This is a genomic window from Streptomyces kaniharaensis, from assembly GCF_009569385.1.
GTDB classification, from domain to species: Bacteria; Actinomycetota; Actinomycetes; order Streptomycetales; family Streptomycetaceae; genus Kitasatospora; species Kitasatospora kaniharaensis.
Window position 1 is genome coordinate 2,246,535 of record NZ_WBOF01000001.1, and the last position, 16,635, is coordinate 2,263,169.

Annotated in this window: 13 protein-coding genes; 3 read left to right on the forward strand and 10 right to left on the reverse strand. The window is 73.2% G+C overall.

Features of this window, described 5'->3' with window-relative positions:
- Positions 1–17: 17 nt before the first annotated feature.
- The 3 genes from F7Q99_RS10100 to F7Q99_RS10110 all read right to left on the reverse strand — a co-directional run bounded on the left by F7Q99_RS10100 (position 18) and on the right by F7Q99_RS10110 (position 4,721).
- On the reverse strand, positions 18–1,655 hold the full coding sequence (locus F7Q99_RS10100; RefSeq protein ID WP_153460956.1) for a succinic semialdehyde dehydrogenase: 1,638 nt from the start codon (positions 1,653–1,655) through the stop codon (positions 18–20).
- Between the two features lie 66 nt (positions 1,656–1,721).
- Complete coding sequence (locus tag F7Q99_RS10105) at positions 1,722–3,473, reverse strand: serine/threonine-protein kinase (protein ID WP_230210182.1); 1,752 nt, start codon at positions 3,471–3,473, stop codon at positions 1,722–1,724.
- Positions 3,474–3,635: 162 nt separating this feature from the next.
- On the reverse strand, positions 3,636–4,721 hold the full coding sequence (locus tag F7Q99_RS10110; protein ID WP_153460957.1) for a protein kinase domain-containing protein: 1,086 nt from the start codon (positions 4,719–4,721) through the stop codon (positions 3,636–3,638).
- Positions 4,722–4,776: 55 nt separating this feature from the next.
- Here F7Q99_RS10110 and F7Q99_RS10115 point away from each other — a divergent pair, with 55 nt between their 5' ends.
- A complete protein-coding gene (locus F7Q99_RS10115) occupies positions 4,777–5,340 on the forward strand; it encodes an SHOCT domain-containing protein (protein WP_153460958.1) in 564 nt (187 codons plus the stop codon).
- A gap of 10 nt (positions 5,341–5,350) precedes the next feature.
- Here F7Q99_RS10115 and F7Q99_RS10120 read toward each other — a convergent pair whose 3' ends face one another.
- Positions 5,351–7,279 (reverse strand): serine/threonine-protein kinase, encoded by a 1,929-nt coding sequence (locus tag F7Q99_RS10120; RefSeq protein WP_153460959.1) that lies wholly within the window; start codon positions 7,277–7,279, stop codon positions 5,351–5,353.
- Positions 7,280–7,532: 253 nt separating this feature from the next.
- On the opposite strand from F7Q99_RS10120, the gene F7Q99_RS10125 reads away from it, so the two are divergent.
- Entirely contained in the window at positions 7,533–8,099 is a 567-nt protein-coding gene (locus F7Q99_RS10125) for a hypothetical protein (protein ID WP_153460960.1), read from the forward strand.
- A gap of 52 nt (positions 8,100–8,151) precedes the next feature.
- Here the strand turns inward: F7Q99_RS10125 and F7Q99_RS10130 are convergent, their stop codons facing one another.
- The 4 genes from F7Q99_RS10130 to F7Q99_RS10145 all read right to left on the reverse strand — a co-directional run bounded on the left by F7Q99_RS10130 (position 8,152) and on the right by F7Q99_RS10145 (position 12,855).
- Entirely contained in the window at positions 8,152–9,279 is a 1,128-nt protein-coding gene (locus F7Q99_RS10130) for a GuaB3 family IMP dehydrogenase-related protein (RefSeq protein WP_326846492.1), read from the reverse strand.
- Positions 9,280–9,440: 161 nt separating this feature from the next.
- Positions 9,441–10,943, reverse strand: a complete 1,503-nt coding sequence (gene guaB, locus F7Q99_RS10135; RefSeq protein ID WP_153460962.1) for an IMP dehydrogenase — start codon at positions 10,941–10,943, stop codon at positions 9,441–9,443.
- A gap of 248 nt (positions 10,944–11,191) precedes the next feature.
- A complete protein-coding gene (gene shbA / locus F7Q99_RS10140) occupies positions 11,192–11,905 on the reverse strand; it encodes an RNA polymerase sigma factor ShbA (protein ID WP_195911030.1) in 714 nt (237 codons plus the stop codon).
- A 338-nt stretch (positions 11,906–12,243) separates the two neighbouring features.
- Positions 12,244–12,855: a response regulator transcription factor gene (locus F7Q99_RS10145; RefSeq protein ID WP_014136228.1), complete on the reverse strand. Its 612-nt coding sequence runs from the start codon at positions 12,853–12,855 to the stop codon at positions 12,244–12,246.
- 558 nt (positions 12,856–13,413) lie between these two features.
- Between F7Q99_RS10145 and F7Q99_RS10150 the strand changes: the two genes are divergently transcribed.
- On the forward strand, positions 13,414–13,740 hold the full coding sequence (locus F7Q99_RS10150) for a WhiB family transcriptional regulator (RefSeq protein WP_153460963.1): 327 nt from the start codon (positions 13,414–13,416) through the stop codon (positions 13,738–13,740).
- Between the two features lie 120 nt (positions 13,741–13,860).
- On the opposite strand, the gene F7Q99_RS10155 is transcribed toward F7Q99_RS10150, so the two are convergent.
- On the reverse strand, positions 13,861–14,859 hold the full coding sequence (locus F7Q99_RS10155) for a LysR family transcriptional regulator (protein WP_153460964.1): 999 nt from the start codon (positions 14,857–14,859) through the stop codon (positions 13,861–13,863).
- A gap of 141 nt (positions 14,860–15,000) precedes the next feature.
- Positions 15,001–16,632 (reverse strand): chaperonin GroEL, encoded by a 1,632-nt coding sequence (gene groL / locus F7Q99_RS10160; RefSeq protein WP_153460965.1) that lies wholly within the window; start codon positions 16,630–16,632, stop codon positions 15,001–15,003.
- Between the last annotated feature and the right edge of the window lie 3 nt (positions 16,633–16,635).

Sequence of the window (16,635 nt, forward strand, 5' to 3'; positions counted from 1 at the left end):
CGCCCCCGGCGTGGCCGTTACTTGATCCTCAGCGCCTTCAGCACCCGCAGGCCGCCGGTCATCACCGAGGCGAACTGGCGGTCGTCCAGGCCGAACGAGGGCGCGATCGGGATCAGCCGCTGGGTCGCGATGGTCTGCGCCTCGGTGAACCGCAGGATGCCCTCGGCGCCGTGCCGCCGGCCGAGCCCGGAGTCGCCCATCCCGCCCATCGGCGAGGCGACCGAGCCGTACGCGGCGCCGTAGGCCTCGTTGACGTTGACCGTGCCGGTGCGCAGCCGGGCCGCGACCGCCCGGCCGCGCCGCGGGTCCCTGGTCCAGACGCTGGAGTTGAGGCCGTACGGGGTGGCGTTGGCGGCGGCCACCGCCTGGTCCTCGGTGTCGAAGCGGTAGACCGAGACGACCGGGCCGAAGGTCTCCTCGGCGCAGACCGCCATCTCCGGGGTGACGCCGTCGAGGATGGTCGGCTCGTAGAAGAACGGGCCGAGGTCCGGCCGGGCCCGGCCGCCGGCCAGCACGGTGGCGCCAGCCTTGACCGCCTCGTCGACGTGCCGGGTGGTGGCGTCCAGCTGGCGGGCCGAGACCAGCGAGCCCATGTCCGCGCCGTACGCGAGGCCGCCGCCCAGGCGCAGGTTGCGGGTGCGCTCGGCGAACTTCTCCAGGAAGGCGTCGGCGACCGAGCGGTGCACCATCAGGCGCTCGACGGAGATGCAGAGCTGCCCGGCCGAGGAGAAGCAGGCCCGGACGGCGCCCGCGGCGGCCCGGTCGAGGTCGGCGTCGGCGAGGACCAGCATGGCGTTCTTGCCGCCGAGTTCGAGCGAGGCGCCGACCAGCCGGGCGGCGGCGCGCTGGGCGACGTCGCGGCCGGTGCGGGTGGAGCCAGTGAACGAGACGTAGTCGGCGTGCTCGACCACGGCCGGGCCGATCACCGGCCCGTCGCCGACCACGATCTGCCACAGGTCGGCCGGCAGCCCGGCCTCGACCAGCAGTTCGCGGGCCCACAGCGCGGTCAGCGCGGTCTGCGTGTCGGGCTTGTTGACCACCGCGTTCCCGGCCACGAAGGCGGGCAGCGCGTCGCCGACGGACAGCTCCAGCGGGTAGTTCCACGGCGAGATGTGGCCGATCACGCCTTTCGGCCGGCGGGCCTCGATCGCGTGGGTGAGCACCGGCAGCGCACCGCCGTGCCGCTTGTCGCGCAGGTAGCCGTGGGCGGCCCGCCCGTAGTGCCGGGCGGCCATGGCGACGGCCATCACCTCTTCGAAGGCATGCAGCCGGGCCTTGCCGGTCTCGGCCTGGACGAGGTCCAGGACCTCGTCCTGCCGCTTGATCAGCAGGTCGTGGAAGCGCAGCAGGACGGCGGCGCGGCGGCGGACCGGCAGGGCGGCCCAGGCCGGCTGGGCGCGGCGGGCGAGCAGGAAGGCGGCCTCGACGTCGGCCGGGGTGGACTGCGCCAGGCTCGCCAGCCGTTCGCCGGTCAGCGGGGCGACCGTCTCCACGACGCCGGGCTCGCCGGTGACGGTGATGCCGGCGGCCAGCCGGGCGACCAGGGCCGGCGGGACGGCCGAGGCGACGGTCCGGCCGCCGCCGGGGGCGGCCGGGTTGCCGGCCGGGTTGCCGAGGTGTCCGGTGGCCACTGCGTCTGCTGTGAGGTCCGACATACGGCGCAGCCTAGGCGCTCCACGGCCGGTTCGGTACCCGTCGGTAACACTAATCTGACGGAGCCGTCAGCGGGTCGGCGTGAAGTGGTTGAGCACCGTGGTGAAGCGCTGCTCGGCCTCGTTCCACTCGTTGTTCCGCTCCGGGCTGGACGAGTAGATCGCGTAGCCGGTGCCGTCGTCGTCGATGAACTCGGCCTCGATCGCCCGCCGCCGGCCGCCTTCCTTGGCCGCATAGCTGAACTCCCAGACGGCCCCCTCGTGGCCGTTCACCGAGACGCCGGCCATGCGGTGCTGGCGGTAGTCCTTCAGCGACTTGGAGATGTTGGTCTCCATCTGGCGCATGTGCTCCAGCGGCTTGACCGACTGGCCGACGGTGACCGAGAACTGCAGGTAGTGCACCTTGCCGTCGGCGGTGTAGTAGATCTGGTTGTCGGGCGTGGTGCTGCGCTGCCAGACCGGGGTCGCGCTCGGCAGCGGGAACCGGAAGCCGGCCGGGTCGTCCACCCAGTGGTAGCCGGCGGGCGCCGGCTCGACGCTGGCCGACGAACTCGGCTCCGGGTCGGCCGAGGCGGTCGAGGTGGTCGGGGCGGGCGTCACCGGGTCGTCCGCCCGGGTCGCGACGACGTGCCGGGTGGCGAAGAAGGTGGCCGCGGCCGCGACCAGGCCGACCCCCAGCGCGATCGCGGCGATCTTCAGCATGTTGCGGCGTCGGGCCGGTCCGCGCGCGGGCTCGACGGGGTGCGCGACCGGCGCGATCGGCGTCGTGGACACCGCTGTCGTGACGTGCCCGCCCCCGGCGGAGCCGCCCGGGGCGGGCGCAACGGCCGTACGCACCTCGGTGGCCGCCTCGGCGGCACGCGGCGCGGTCGAAGCGCCGAAGGCCGTGGAGCCGGTCTCACCGGCCCCGCTGCGGTCCACCACCGGCACCGACAGGGTCGGCGTCCGGACCGGCGTGACCGGCTTCAGGCCGATGGTGTGCCCGGCCCGCACCTCGGCCAGCATCCGGGCCGCCTCGTCCGCGGTCGGCCGGTCGGCCGGGTCCTTGGCCATCAGCGCGGCCAGCACCGGCCCCAGCGGGCCGGCCCGGGCCGGCTCCGGCAGCGGCTCGTCGACGACGGCGGCCAGCGTGGTGATCGGCGAGTCCCGGCGGAACGGCGACTGGCCCTCGACGGCCGCGTACAGCGTCGCGCCGAGGCCCCACAGGTCGGAGGCCGGACCGGGCCGCTCCCCCTGGGCGCGCTCGGGCGCCAGGTAGTCCGGCGAGCCGACCAGGTCGCCGGGCCGGGTCAGCGTGGACGAGCCCTCGAACGTCGCGATACCGAAGTCCAGCAGCACGACCCGGCCGGTGCCGCGCTCCAGCAGCACGTTGGCCGGCTTCACGTCCCGGTGCAGCACGCCCAGCTGGTGTCCGCGGTGCAGCGCGGCCAGCACCTGGCTGCCGACGTCAGCGGCGATGCGCGGCTGCAGGGTGCCGTCCTGCTTGATGACGTCGGCCAGCGAGCGGCCGTCCACCAGCTCCATGACGATCCACGGCCGGCCCTCCTGCTCCAGCACGTCGTGCACGGTGATCACGCCGGGGTGCTTGATCCGGGCCGCCGCGCTGGCCTCGCGCTTCATCCGGGCGTGCAGGATCTGCAGCTCGTCCTCGGGGAGGTGGTTGACGGTCAGCTCCTTGACCGCGACCTCACGGTCCAGCATCCGGTCCCAGGCCCGCCAGACGGTGCCCATCCCGCCCCGGCCGAGCCGCTCGCCCAACTCGTACCGCCCGGCCAGCAGCCGCTCGTTATCGGCCGTCTCCGGCCGGTCCTGCGCGCCCATCGGCGACCGCCTCCCCCCTCGCTTCCGCCTGCCGTCAGTGCGACGGAGGGCCTGGTGCAGACCACTGTTCGAACAAATTCCAGGCACACATTAGGCGCACCACGGCGGCCCCGGTAATCTCGCCCGCCCGCCGGCACGGCGGACGGCGTCGGGCCCGGGCCGTCAGCCTGCGAACAGGACCACGGCGGTCACCCCCAGCACCAGGAGCAGGAAGACGCCTCCGACCAGCAACGGCCCGAGCAGGGCCGGAGGCACCCGGGGCGGCCGCTCCGCGCCCGGCCGCGCGGCGCGCTCGACCCGTTCGCCCCGGCCACGCCGCCGGGGCACGAGCGGCACCAGCGGCCCGTCCGGACGCACCACCAGCTCCCGCCCGGCCCGCTCCTCGTCAGCCGGCTCCGGCGCACCCACCAGCAGCGCGGCGAGCTCCCGGCGGACGGCCTCCGCGGTCGGCCGCAGCACCGGATCGGGCTGGACCAGCCGCTCCACCAGGGGAGCCAGCGGGCCGCAGACCGCCGAGGGCTCGTGCCGCGCGTCCCGGACCGCGGTCACCAGCTCCGGCACGTCTCCTTCCGGGAACGGCGAGCGCCCGGTGAGGAGCCGCTGCAGCAGCACCCCGAGCGCCCAGCAGTCGCCCGCCGGGCCGCCGTCCAGCGGCCAGCGCTCCGCCACCGGGCCGACCAGGGTGGCCCGCACGTCGTACCGGCGGCGCCCGCCCGGGCCGCCGAGGTCCTCGGCCAGCGCCTCCTCCGCGGCCCCGGACAGCAGCCCGCCGAGCATCGCCGCGCCGTCCTCGCAGACCAGCACCGACTCGGCGGTCAGGTTGCCGTGGCTCAGCCCGGCCTCGTGCAGCGCCCGCAGCGCGCCCGCCAGGTCCGCCGCCAACTCGGCCGCCCGGTACGGCGGCACCGGCCCGGCCGCGGCCAGCTCGGCCAACGGCACGCCGGCCGGCCGCTCCTCGACCGTCCACAGCAGCTCGCCCTCGACGAACGCCCCGAACCCGCGCAGCAGTCGCGGGTGCCAGGTCGGCGCGGCCGAGCCGACCGCCGCGACCCGGCGGACCAACCGGTCGGCCTGCGCCGGGATCTCGTCCTCGAACTCATGACCGTTCGTCAGCAGCGCGGGCAGTTCCAGGGCGCGCAGCAGCACCGGCTCACCGGTCCGCTCGTCCACCGCGACCGCGCGCAACGGCCCGGGACGGTCCGTCAGCCGGTAACGCCCCGCCAGCACCTGCCCCGGGCCCGCTCGCATGCCAGTTCCTCTCGCTCACCGAGCAGCCTACTGAGGCTCCTTTACGCTCGACCCCATGGACTGGACCGATCTGATCGACACCGCCTTCAGGATGGCGGACAACAGCAGCCAGACGAACCGTACCGAGGCCGTGCACAGCATCGAGGGCACCGTCATCGACGGGGAGCAGCCGGTCGCCTCCACCGCCGGGCGGCACCCGGACCACTTCCGCAAGGGCGTGCTCGTACTCACCACCCACCGACTGCTCTTCCTCAAGGACGGCAAGCCGCCGGTGCCGGTTCCGCTTTCCGCCGTCACGGGCGCGACCGTGGCCAGGACCAAGCTCAACGGCGACGTGCTGACGGTCGTCGCGCTGACCGGCTCTCACCGGTTCGAGGACGTGGTCAAGGCGGACGTGTTCGCCGAGCAGATCCGGGCGGCGGCCCGGGCCGCCCGCACCGCGCCGCGCCCGGCGCCGGGCGTCGTGGCGCCGTCCGACACCGCCCCAGCCCTCGCCGGCGCCGAGCTCAGCGCCGGCGGGCAACTCCTGGACCAGTTGGAGCGGTTGGCCGCCCTGCACCGCTCAGGGGCGCTCACCGACGAGGAGTTCACCCGGGCCAAGGAGCGGCTGATCGGCTGACCGCCCGTGGTTACGGCGCGGGCTGGAAGCTGGCGAACGCCTCTTCCCGTGCCTGGGAGTTGGCCGGGGAGCTCCAGTCCGCGTCGGGGGTGATCCAGTAGATCGCGTACCCGTACTTGGCCGGGTTCCCGGTGACGAAGCCGCGGTTGAGGGAGTGCATCTTCGGCGTGCCGTTGGTCCACTCCCAGTCGGCCGCGTTGCTCCACTGCCGGTAGCCGATGGCCGACAGGTTGACCCGCTGGTAGTTGGTGACCGTCGGACGCAGCGAGGTCTCGCCCGCCTGCCAGTCGGCCAGGGCACTCGCGCCGGGTTCCGTCGTCCACTCGATCTTCAGGGTGCTGCCGTTGCCCTGGAAGGTGCGGCGGATGCTCTCCGAGCCGGTCTGCTGCAGCCAGTCCGGCAGCACGACCGTGAAGCCGGTCGGGTCCTTGTACAGGTGGTACCCGGGCGGCACCGCGGCGCTGGTGGCCGTCGCGGTGGCGGTCGGCGTCGGCGGGGCGGACGGGGTCGGTGCGGCGGTCGGGGTGGCCGCGGGGACGGCCGGCGTGGTGGCCGCGGACGGCGGCGGCGCGGCCGACGAGGTGGCCGGCGCGGGCTCGGCCGTCGCCGCGGTCGGCGAGGCCGCGGTCGACGGCGCCGCGCTCGGCGTGGCCGGCGTGGTGGTGGCCGCCGCCGGCGAGGTGGCGCCCGCGCCGTGCGCCGTGCCGGCGTCCGAGCCGCCCAGTGTCTTCACCACCGCGACGACTCCGGCGATCAGCAGCAGCACCAGCACCACCGTGACCACGGCCAGTCGCCGCCGTCCGGTGCGCGGGTTCGCACCGGCCGCCTGCGTCGCGCCCATCGTCCACTCGCTGGTCACCGCCCGGATCGGCTCGGGGGCGGGCGCGGCGGGCTCCGGTGCGGGCTCGGGGGCGGTCTCCGCGGCGGCGCGGGGTTCCTCGTTCTTCGCCTTGCTGCCGACCCGGACGGTCCCGAGCAGTCCGCCGATGGTGGGCTTGCTCGTGCCGTCGGGCGCCGGAGCCTCCTTCTCGGCCGGCGCGGCGGCCGGAGCCGACGAGGCGGACTTCACCGGCATCGCGTGCTCGGTCGTCGACTCGGCCTTGGCGGTGGCCTCCGCGACCACCCGCTTCAGCATCGACCGGGTCTGCGAGGCGTCCAGCCGCTTGGCCGGATCCTTCTCCAGGAGCCCCTCGATGATCGGCAGCAGCGGCCCGGCGTCCAGCGGCGCGACCAGGTCCTCGGTCATCACGGCCGTCAGGGTGGCCAGCGCCGCCCCGCGGTCGTACGGCGGCCGGCCCTCCACCATCGCGTACAGCGTGCCGCCCAGCGACCACAGGTCGGCCGGCGGGCCGGGCTTCTGACCGCGCGCCCGCTCCGGGGAGATGTACGAGGGGGCGCCGACCAGCATGCCGGTGGAGGTGACCGAGGCGTCACCCTCGACGCTGGCGATGCCGAAGTCGGTGAGCACCACCCGGCCGTCCTCGCCGATCAGCACGTTCGACGGCTTCACGTCCCGGTGCAGGATGCCGAGCGCGTGCGCGGCGCTCAGCACGCCGAGCACGTCGAGCGCGATCTCGGCCGCCCGAGCGGGCGTCAGCGTCCCGTCCTCCTTGATGACGTCGGCCAGCGAGCGGGACTCCACCAGCTCCATGACGATCCACGGCCGGTCGTCCTCCTCGACGACGTCGAAGACGGTGACCGCCGAGCTGTGCCGGATCCGCGCGGTGGCCTTGGCCTCGCGCAGCGTCCGGACGATCAGCCGGTGCTTCTCCTCCTCGTCGACGCTGGCGTTCATCCGCAGTTCCTTGACCGCGACAATCCGCCCCAGCATCTCGTCCTCGGCGCGCCAGACGGTGCCCATACCGCCGCGCCCGAGCACCGCGTCCAGCCGGTAGCGTCCGGCCAGGAGTCGGCCGGTGGAACCCTGCGCCTGGGTCATTCGGAACGTTCCCCCATGTGGTACTGGCGGTCGAGGTGACGGCGCATCGGCCCGGCGTCGGGCCCGAACGCCAAGCCTCCATCATCCCCTGTCCAGAGGGCCTTCGACCACCCGACCCCCGGCACGCGCCCCCTCGGACCGAAACGGCGGCGGCTCTCCGTGCCCGATCTGTGATCGAAAACTCGCCAGGATTCGCCCCGAACACTGTTACGGTTCGGCAGCTCACCGTCTTTCCGGGGGGACTTCGAGACCCATGACCGCACCCGTCCGGGGCACTGACGAACAGTCGGGCCGACCGCAGACCGCCCAGCACTACACGCTGGCCCCCGTCGTGGGCGCCCCTGAGGGCTACGTCGCGCCCGGCATGCCCGGTGCCCCGGTGGCCGGATACGAACCTTCCGCCACCGCCGAGCGTCCGGGCCCGAGCCGCCGCACCGGCCTCGCCACCGCGACGGCGGTCGGCGCGATGCTGCTCGGCGCCGTCGCCTACGGCCTCGCGCCGCTTCGGGCCGAGGACAGCATCGGCTGGCTGGCCATCGCCCCGGCCGCCGCCGTCGCCTGGCCGCTCGGCCGGCTCGGCGGCCGAAGCCGGGTGCTGCCGCTGCTGGGCGCGCTGCTCGCGGCCGGCGCGCTGTTCCTCGGTCAGTTACTGATCCGGTCGCGCGAGCTGCACCCGGCGGCCGGCACCCCGCTGCGCGCCGTGCTGCACGACGCCCTGACGCAGTGGCGGGCCGACCTCCGCCCGCTGGACCTCGTCTTCTACGGCATCGCCCTCGTCGGCGGCTTCATCCTGACCCGCCGCACCGCCACCCGGAGCTGAACGGACGACGGCCCCGCCGGAGTACCGGCGGGGCCGTCGTCCGCAGAATGCCTCAGCGGTGACTGATCGCCGGGTTGACGGTCACCTCGACCCGCTGGAACTCCTTGAGCTCCGTGTAGCCGGTGGTGGCCATCGCGCGGCGCAGCGCGCCGAACAGGTTCATGGTGCCGTCGGGGGTGTGCGACGGGCCGGTGAGGATCTCCTCGGTGGTGCCGACCGTGCCGAGGTCCACCCGCTTGCCGCGCGGCAGCTCCTCGTGGACGGCCTCCATGCCCCAGTGGAAGCCCTTGCCGGGCGCGTCGGTGGCGCGGGCCAGCGCGGCGCCGATCATCACCGCGTCGGCACCGCAGGCGACGGCCTTCGGGATGTCGCCGCTGTAGCCGACGCCGCCGTCCGCGATCACGTGCACGTAGCGGCCGCCGGACTCGTCCATGTAGTCGCGGCGGGCGGCGGCCACGTCCGCGACGGCGGTGGCCATCGGCACCTGGATGCCGAGGACGTTACGGGTGGTGTGGGCGGCGCCGCCGCCGAAGCCGACCAGCACGCCGGCCGCGCCGGTGCGCATCAGGTGCAGCGCGGCGGTGTAGGTGGCGCAACCGCCGACGATGACCGGGACGTCCAGCTCGTAGATGAACTGCTTCAGGTTGAGCGGCTCGGCGGCGCTGGAGACGTGCTCGGCCGAGACGGTGGTGCCGCGGATCACGAAGACGTCGACGCCGGCGTCGACGACGGCCTTGGAGAACTCGGCGGTGCGCTGCGGGGAGAGCGCGGCGGCGGTGACCACACCCGAGTCGCGGACCTCCTGGATCCGCTGCTTGATCAGCTCGGCGCGGATCGGCGCCGCGTAGATCTCCTGCAGGCGGCGGGTGGCGGCGGCCTCGTCGGTGATCGAGGCGATCTCGTCGAGCAGCGGCTGCGGGTCCTCGTAGCGGGTCCAGAGGCCTTCCAGGTTCAGCACGCCGAGGCCGCCGAGGCGGCCGATGGCGATCGCCTGCTGGGGCGAGACCACGCTGTCCATCGGGGCGGCCAGGAAAGGCAGCTCGAAGCGGTAGGCGTCGATCTGCCAGGCGATCGAGACCTCCTTCGGGTCCCGGGTACGGCGGCTGGGGACGACGGCGATGTCGTCGAAGGCGTACGCCCGGCGGCCGCGCTTGCCTCGCCCGATCTCGATCTCAGTCACTTCGAGCCCTTCTGGTTTGTTGCTCATGCCCGCCGGGTCACCCCGGCCGCCCCCCAGTATCCCGCACCGTTGCCGCCCACGCCCCGACGGCCCGGCCCCCGGACGGACGCGAAAGGCCCGCCGCTGCGGTGCAGCGACGGGCCCCTCGGGGGTTCGGGTGATCAGCGGGTGGAGTAGTTCGGCGCCTCGACGGTCATCTGGATGTCGTGCGGGTGGCTCTCCTTGAGGCCCGCCGAGGTGATCCGGACGAAGCGGCCCTTGCTCTCCATCTCAGCGATGGTGGCGGCGCCGACGTAGCCCATGGTCTGGCGCAGGCCGCCGACCAGCTGGAACAGCACCGCGGACAGCGGGCCGCGGTAGGGGACCTGGCCCTCGATGCCCTCGGCGATCAGCTTCTCGTCCGAGGCCACCTCGGCCTGGAAGTAGCGGTCCTTGGAGTAGGAGCGGCCCTGGCCGCGGGACTGCATGGCGCCCAGCGAGCCCATGCCGCGGTAGGACTTGTACTGCTTGCCGTTGATGAACAGCAGCTCGCCCGGGGACTCCTCGCAGCCGGCCAGCAGCGAGCCGAGCATCACGGTGTCGGCACCGGCGGCCAGCGCCTTGCCGATGTCGCCCGAGTACTGGAGGCCGCCGTCGCCGATGACCGGCACGCCGGCCGCCCGGCAGGCCTGGGCGGCCTCGTAGATGGCGGTGATCTGCGGGACGCCGATGCCGGCGACCACGCGGGTGGTGCAGATGGAGCCCGGGCCGACGCCGACCTTGACGCCGTCCACGCCGGCGTCGATCAGCGCCTGGGCGCCGTCGCGGGTGGCGACGTTGCCGCCGACCACGTCGACCTTGACGGCCGACTTGATCTTCTCGATCCAGGCCAGCGCGTTGTGGCTGTGGCCGTGCGAGGTGTCCACGACCAGGAAGTCCACCCCGGCCCCGACCAGGGCCTGGGCCCGGTCGAACGCCTCGGCGCTGGCGCCGACCGCGGCACCGACCAGCAGCCGGCCCTCGGCGTCCTTGGCGGCGTTCGGGTACTTCTCGGCCTTGACGAAGTCCTTGACGGTGATCAGGCCCTTGATCCGGCCCTCGTCGTCGACCAGCGGCAGCTTCTCGATCTTGTGACGGCGCAGCAGCGCCATCGCGTCCTCGCCGGAGATGCCGACCTTGCCGGTGATCAGCGGCATCGGGGTCATGATCTCGCGGACCTGGCGGCTGCGGTCCGACTCGAAGGCCATGTCGCGGTTGGTGACGATGCCGAGCAGCTTGCCCGCGGGGTCGGCGACCGGCACGCCGGAGATGCGGAACTTGGCGCACATCGCGTCGGCCTCGGCCAGGGTGGTCTCCGGGCCGACCGTGATCGGGTCGGTGACCATGCCGGACTCGGAGCGCTTCACCAGGTCGACCTGGTTGACCTGGTCCTCGACCGACAGGTTGCGGTGCAGGACGCCGACGCCGCCCTGGCGGGCCATCGCGATCGCCATCCGCGCCTCGGTGACCTTGTCCATCGCCGCGGAGAGCAGCGGGATGTTGACGCGCACGTTCCGGGAGACCCGCGACGAGGTGTCGACCTGGTTCGGCAGCACCTCGGAGGCCCCGGGCAGCAGCAGGACGTCGTCGTACGTGAGCCCGAGCATGGCGAACTTCTCGGGTACGCCTGCGGCGTTGTAAGACATTTCGGGGGTACCTTCCGTGGCCGGCCTAATCCGCTCACGCCCGAGGGTGAGGGCGCGTTCATCGCTCACTCGCGCAGACCACCGAAAGCCGGGTGCTCTTGGAGGATCCTCCAGGGGAATCCCGTTCGCACCCGCGAAACTTTGGCAACCCGCCCAGGCGCCGATACCCCATGGTACTGGCACCGCGAATGTGTCCTCGTGTGCCCTTGACAACACCCGATCCCCCGTGGGTCATTCCACGGCAGAGGTCAGGACGACTCCTCGGCGAGCGCCCGCAGCCGGCTCAGCGCCCGGTGCTGGGCCACCCGGACGGCGCCGGGCGACATCCCCAGCACCTCGCCGGTCTCCTCCGCCGACAGGCCGGCGGCCACCCGCAGCAGCACCAGCTCGCGCTGACGGGCCGGCAGGTTGGAGAGCAGTTCCTTGGCCCAGGCCGCGTCACTGCTGAGCAGCGCCTGCTCCTCCGGGCCGAGCGCCTCGTCCGGCACCTCCGGCAGGTCGTCCTGCGGGATCACCGTGGAGCCGGGCCCGCGCATCGCGGCCCGCTGCAGATCGGCGATCTTGTGCGCGGCGATGCCGTAGACGAAGGCCTCGAACGGCCGGCCCTGGTCCTTGTACCGGGGCAGCGCGCACAGCACCGCGACGCACACCTCCTGCGCGATGTCGTCCACGTGGTGCCGGGCGCCGCCGGGCAGCCGGACCAGCCGGCCGCGGCAGTACCGCAGCGCCAGCGGGTGGACGTACGCGAGCAGCGCGTCGATGGCCGGGCCCTCGCCGCGGACGGCGGCCGCGACCAGTTCGCCCACCAGCGGCGAACCGCCGGCACCCAGCACCGGGGGACGATCGGGGCCAGCCTCGCCGCCAGGGCCCGGATCGGCGTACGACGGATCGTGACCCGGGCCGGAGGGCTCGGCCTCCACCGGGTCCGCCTGGCCGGCCGCACCGGCGACGTCGTCACGCATCGGTCCATGGTGCCTGGTCGCGCGGGAAAACGCGGCACCGCATCCGGAGTTGTGCACCGGAACGTTATGCGCTGCGGCCCCGAACGGTGTACCGCCGCGCACCACCGACCCCTCCTGCACCGTGCCGCCTCCCGCCCCGCCGCCGTCGGTGGTTCCGTCCGTCGCGCCGTCCGCCGAGTGTCCTGCGGCTGCGCGGTTCGCCGCAGTGCCTGTCCGCTGGTCCCCGAGGTGCTCCACTACTCCATGGTGCAACCTCGGGACCGTAACGTCACACGCCCGTGCGGCACCCGCGCCCGGACCTGCCGGCGGCGCGGCACAGCCGGCGGCGGCGCCGGTGGTCAGCGGACCAGGCCCCAGCGGAAACCCAGCGCGACCGCGTGCGCGCGGTCCGAGGCGCCGAGCTTCTTGAACAGGCGCCGGGCGTGGGTCTTGACGGTGTCCTCGGAGAGGAACAGCTCGCGGCCGATCTCGGCGTTGCTGCGGCCGTGGCTCATGCCCTCCAGCACCTGGATCTCACGGGCCGTCAGGGTCGGCGCCGCGCCCATGTCGGGGCTGCGCAGCCGGCGCGGGGCGAGCCGCCAGGTCGGGTCGGCGAGCGCCTGCGTGACGGTGGCCCGCAGTTCGGCGCGCGAGGCGTCCTTGTGCAGGTACCCGCGGGCACCCGCGGCGACCGCGAGCGCGACGCCGTCGAGGTCCTCGGCGACGGTGAGCATGATGATCCGCGCGCCCGGATCGGCGGACAGCAGCCGCCGGACCGTCTCGACCCCGCCGAGGCCGGGCATCCGGACGTCCATCAGTACGAGATCGGAGCGGTCGGCCACCCAGCGGCGGAGGACCTCCTCCCCGTTCGTCGCGGTGGTGACCCGGTCGACCCCGGGTACGGTCGCGACGGCGCGGCGAAGCGCCTCGCGGGCGAGCGGGGAATCGTCGCAAACGAGAACGGAAGTCATGACCGTCGTCCTCCGCAGCTGATCCGCGTCACGTTGAGCCTCCTGGCTGGTACGAACCTCTCCGACACGGCCGATCGGCGACAGAGTCCGTGCTGATCGCCTCAACTCCGCGATCGTTCCCGACGTCCGGCGCCCGCTAACCGCCTTCGCACTTCCAACGACCGTCACTCGAATGAGTTACGGCCTTCAGGGCCATCTCCACCACTGTACGTGGCCAACCCATTACCGATCAGCCGCATCGCGGTGCACACGCCGCACTTTTGTGCAGCTCGCGCGCGGTCGGCGCGCGACCCGCACACCGGTGTCGAGCGTCGCGCGCCCGTCGGCCACCCGATTGCCACGCTCGCGCCCGTTCGGAACCCATGCCCACTTTGCCCGTTTTTATAGCTTTCTCATGGTCATTGACTGTTGTGCCACTCTGTGGGTGACTTGTCCATGGAGTTGCCTTAAGTCATATTTCCAGGTGTCCACACCAGTGCATCGACGCGCCGCCGCGCCCGCAGCGACAGCTCGCTGGAGGTCGGCCCGCGGCCGACGAGCTTCTGAAGGGAATGAGCCATGGCAGATTTCTCCCGCCTCCCCGGTCCCAACGCGGATCTCTGGGACTGGCAGCTCTCCGCGGCGTGCCGTGGCGTGGACAGCTCGCTCTTCTTCCACCCCGAGGGCGAGCGCGGGGCGGCGCGCAGTTCGCGCGAGGCCAGCGCCAAGGAGGTCTGCATGCGCTGCCCGGTGATCGCCGAGTGCGCGGCGCACGCGCTGGCGGTCCGCGAACCGTACGGCGTCTGGGGCGGGATGACGGAGGACGAGCGCGAGGAGATGCTCGGGCGCTCACGGCACCGCGTGGTGGAGGTTCCGCTGGTCGCGCCCTCGGTCGCGCAGCGTTAGGCCCACGCCCGCGGCACATCGCGAAGAAACGTTTCTGCGTGGCGTCTGGCGCCCAAAGCCACCCATCCGCCTCAGTCGAGCCCGCGTCCGAGGCCCGCGCCCACCCGACGTAACCCTGCGTCAGCGAGCGGCGGCAGCCCCCGCCAGCCGCTCCAGCATCAGCGCCACGGCCGGCACCTCGGCCAGATCCGGCAGGGTCAGCGCGACCACCTGGCGCACCGCGGGCACCCCCGAGGCCGTCCCCACCGGCACCGTCGACACACCGTCAGGACGCACCGACTCCAGCGCCAGCCTGGGCAGCACCGCCACCCCCAGCCCGGCCGCCACCAGGCCGACCACCGCCGGGTAGTCGTCCGTCGCGAAGTCGATCCGGGGCTCGAACCCGGCCCCCGCGCACAGCTCCACCAGATGCCCGCGACACTGCGGGCATCCCGCGATCCACTGCTCCCCCGCCAGCCGGGCCAGCTCCACCGGCCCGCCGCGCCGCGCCAGCGGATGCGCCGCGGGCAGCACGCCGACCAGCGGGTCGTCCAGCAGCGGCGTGACCACCAGATCGGACCAGTCGGTGCCGGCGCTCAGCTGCTGCGCCTCCAGATTGGCCTCGGCCCGCGCCTCGCGCGGCGTGCCGTGCGCGGGCGCCGGCGGCACGGCGGCGCCGTCGGACTGCGGGTAGCGGAAGGCCAGGGCGATCTCGCACTCGCCACCGCGCAGCATCGCCAGCGACTCCGGCGGCTCCGCCTCGACCAGCGACACGCGCACCCCCGGATGGCTGTCCCGCAGCCGGGCGACGGCGGGCGGCACCAGGGTGGAACTCGCGGTCGGGAAGGACACCAGCCGCACCCGCCCGGCCCGCAGCCCGGCGATCGCCGCGACCTCCTCCTCGGCCGCGGAGAGCCCGGCCAGGATCCCGGTGGCATGCTTGAGCAGCACCCGCCCGGCCTCGCTCAGCTGCATGCCCCGGCCCGAACGGACCACCAGCGGGGTGTCCACGGACTTCTCCAGGGCCTTCATCTGCTGGCTGATGGCGGGCTGCGTGCAGCCCAGCTCGCGGGCGGCGGCGGAGAAGGAGCCGGTGCGGGCGACGGCACGCAGGACGCGCAGATGGCGGGCCTCGATCATGCCTCAGTTATAAGGCAATCTTTACCATGCGCAAAATTGTGCTGATAGTTGAACGCTCAAACGGAGTCACGGACCCCACATGCCGCAGGCCCGGCCCGCATCCCGAAGGAGCGGACCGGACCTGCGGTCGACGGTCAGGCGTCAGTGCGAGTGGCCGTGGCCGTGCGAGTGGCCGTGGCCGTTCTCGGCGGCCTCCTCCTTCTTCTCCACCACGAGGGTCTCGGTGGTGAGCAGCAGGGAGGCGATCGAGGCGGCGTTCTCCAGGGCGGAGCGGGTGACCTTGACCGGGTCGATGACGCCGGCCTTCACCAGGTCGCCGTACTCGCCGGTGGCCGCGTTGAAGCCCTGGCCGATCTCCAGGTCGGAGACCTTGGAGGTGATGACGTAGCCCTCCAGGCCGGCGTTCTGGGCGATCCAGCGCAGCGGCTCGTGCAGCGCCTTGCGGACCACGGCGACACCGGTGGCCTCGTCGCCCGACAGGCCCAGGCCGTCGTTCAGCACCTTGGCGGCGTGCACGAGGGAGGCGCCACCACCGGCGACGATGCCCTCCTCGACCGCGGCACGGGTCGCCGAGATGGCGTCCTCCAGGCGGTGCTTGCGCTCCTTCAGCTCCACCTCGGTGGCGGCGCCGACCTTGATGACGCAGACGCCGCCGGCCAGCTTGGCCAGGCGCTCCTGCAGCTTCTCGCGGTCCCAGTCGGAGTCGGTGCCCGCGATCTCGCCCTTGATCTGGGCGACGCGGCCGGCCACGGCCTCGGCGTCGCCGGCACCCTCGACGATGGTGGTCTCGTCCTTGGTGATGGTCACGCGGCGAGCGGTGCCCAGCACGTCCAGACCGGCCTGGTCGAGCTTGAGGCCGACCTCCTCGGAGATCACCGTGGCGCCGGTCAGGGTAGCCAGGTCGCCGAGGATCGCCTTGCGGCGGTCACCGAAGCCCGGGGCCTTGACGGCGACGGCGTTGAAGATGCCGCGGATCTTGTTCAGCACGAGGGTCGACAGCGCCTCGCCGTCGACGTCCTCGGCGATGATCAGCAGCGGCTTGGAGCCACCGCTCTGCAGGATCTTCTCCAGCAGCGGCAGGAGCTCCTGGATCGAGGAGATCTTGCTCTGGTGGATCAGGATGTACGGGTCCTCCAGGACCGCCTCCTGCCGCTCCGCATCGGTGACGAAGTACGGCGACAGGTAGCCCTTGTCGAACTGCATGCCCTCGGTGAAGTCCAGCTCCACGCCGAAGGTGTTCGACTCCTCGACGGTGATGACACCGTCCTTGCCGACCTTGTCGATCGCCTCGGCGATCAGCTCGCCGACCTGGGTGTCCTGCGCGGAGAGGGACGCGACGGCGGCGACGTCGTCCTTGCCCTCGATCTCGCGGGCCACCGACAGCAGGTGCTCGGAGACGGCGGCGACGGCCTTGTCGATGCCCTTCTTCAGGGCGGCCGGGCCGGCGCCGGCGGCGACGTTGCGCAGACCCTCGTTGACCAGGGCCTGGGCCAGCACGGTGGCGGTGGTGGTGCCGTCACCCGCGACGTCGTTGGTCTTGGTGGCGACCTCCTTGACGAGTTGCGCGCCAAGGTTCTCGTACGGGTCGTCCAGCTCGACCTCACGGGCGATGGTGACACCGTCGTTGGTGATGGTCGGGGCGCCGAACTTCTTGTCGATGACGACGTTGCGGCCCTTGGGGCCGATGGTCACCTTGACGGTGTCGGCCAGCTTGTTGACACCGCGCTCGAGCGAGCGGCGGGCGTCCTCGTCGAACTGCAGGATCTTCGCCATGTT